Source organism: Pseudomonas sp. NPDC089734, assembly GCF_044748865.1.
GTDB lineage: Bacteria > Pseudomonadota > Gammaproteobacteria > Pseudomonadales > Pseudomonadaceae > Aquipseudomonas.
Genome location: NZ_JBIVGV010000045.1, coordinates 1 through 2,020, shown reverse-complemented (window position 1 = coordinate 2,020; position 2,020 = coordinate 1). Strand labels below are relative to the sequence as shown.

2 protein-coding genes are annotated in these 2,020 nt (G+C 56.6%); both read left to right on the top strand.

The genetic code is table 11. The features are described from left to right. Window positions 1-85: 85 nt before the first annotated feature. Complete coding sequence (gene tnpB / locus ACIPY9_RS24555) at window positions 86-445, top strand: IS66 family insertion sequence element accessory protein TnpB (RefSeq protein WP_400707815.1); 360 nt, start codon at window positions 86-88, stop codon at window positions 443-445. Between the two features lie 18 nt (window positions 446-463). Further along, window positions 464-1,975 carry an IS66 family transposase gene (gene tnpC, locus ACIPY9_RS24550; protein ID WP_400707812.1) on the top strand — a complete coding sequence of 504 codons (1,512 nt, stop codon included), beginning with the start codon at window positions 464-466 and terminating at the stop codon, window positions 1,973-1,975. The last annotated feature ends 45 nt before the right edge of the window (window positions 1,976-2,020 follow it).

Below are 2,020 nucleotides of genomic sequence, written 5' to 3'. Positions count from 1 at the left end.
GTAAGCGCTCCATAAACCCCACATTCAAAGCCGCTGCTTGATCACGGATGCTGTGCTCCCGATTTCTTTCTGGAGCCCGCCAACCATGATGCGTCCCGATGCAAAAGTCGAAAAAGTGTATCTGTACCCCAAGCCCGTCGACTTCCGAAAATCCATCGACGGTCTGGCAGCCTTGGTCGAGTTAGACATTAAGGTCGCGGTGTTCGACCCCGTGCTTTTCGTCTTCCTCAACAAGCCACGCAACCGCGTGAAGATCTTGTACTGGGAGTGCAACGGCTTCTGCCTTTGGCTCAAGCGCCTGGAGTCTGAGCGTTTCAAAACATCGCCCGATCTGAGCGACGAAGCAATTGTCCTGACTGTCCAGGAGCTCAATTGGATGCTCGACGGCTTTGACCTTTGGCGTAACCGTCCCCATCAGGTTTTGACGCCGCGATTCGTGGCCTGATTCGGTATAATCCCGGGCATGAATTCCGTGCCCGACAACCTTCCTGATGATCCTGAATTGCTCAAGCAGATGCTTGCGAAGATGCAGTCCAGGATGGGCGTGCTCGAAGAGCAAGTTGCACTACTAAGGCAGCGCCTGTTCGGCCGAAAATCAGAACAGGCCGTCGATCCGGCAACGCCTCAAATGGCGTTGTTCAATGAAGCGGAGCACGAGGTCGAGTTGGCGTGCGAGACCACTGAAGAAGAGGTCGTTGCCCCCTCAAAGCGCCGAGGCAAGCGTAACCCATTGCCTGCCGATCTACCGCGCATCGAAGTCATCCACGAACTGCCCGAGCATGAGCTGACTTGTACCTGCGGTTGCCGCAAACACGCCATTGGCGAGGAAATCAGCGAGCAACTTGAAATCGTCCCGATGCAGATACGGGTGATCAAACACGTTCGTAAAGTCTACGGCTGCCGCGACTGCGAGACTGCACCGGTAACTGCGGACAAGCCGGCTCAGGTGATTGAAAAAAGCATGGCCAGCCCGAGCGTTCTGGCGATGCTGCTGACCACTAAATATGTGGATGGTTTGCCGCTTTACCGCTTTGAAAAAGTACTGGGCCGCCACGGCATCGATATCCCTCGCCAGACCTTGGCACGCTGGGTTATCCAGTGCGGCGAACACTTTCAGCCGCTGCTGAATTTAATGCGCGACAGCCTATTGGCCAGCCGGGTCATCCATTGCGATGAAACGCGGGTGCAGGTGTTGAAAGAACCTGACCGTGAGCCGAGCAGCCAGTCATGGATGTGGGTGCAAACCGGCGGCCCGCCGGATAAGCCGGTAATCCTTTTTGACTACTCCAGCAGCCGAGCGCAGGAGGTGCCTACGCGCCTGCTCGATGGCTATCGTGGCTACGTCATGACCGATGATTATGCCGGTTACAACGCACTGGGCGCCCAAGCTGGAGTTGAGCGTTTAGGGTGCTGGGCCCATGCGCGTCGCAAGTTCGTTGAAGCACAGAAAGTGCAGCCCAAAGGTAAAACGGGGCGCGCGGATATCGCACTGAATCTGATCAACAAGCTTTACGGCATCGAACGCGACCTAAAGGCTTGCTGCGACGATGAACGCAAGACCGGTCGTTACGAACAAAGCCTGCCGATACTGGCTCAGTTGAAAAGTTGGATCGAAAAGACGCAGCCACAGGTCACTGCTCAGAACGCCCTGGGCAAAGCCATCAGTTACCTCGCCAGTAACTGGAGCAAGCTGGAGCGATACGTCGAGGAAGGCTACTTACCGCTCGACAACAACGCCGCTGAACGCGCGATCCGCCCCTTCGTGATCGGAAGAAAGAACTGGTTGTTTAGCGACACGCTCAAGGGCGCGACGGCCAGTGCTCAACTTTACAGCCTAGTCGAGACTGCCAAAGCCAACGGCCAAGAGCCTTATGCGTGGCTGCGCCACGCACTGGAACGCCTGCCGGCGGCGGCATCGGTTGAAGATTACGAAGCGCTGCTGCCTTGGAACTGCTCGCCGGTCTCGCCTAGCTAAGCGCACCACCCATCATGAAGCTGGTGGGGTTTATGGAGCGCTTAC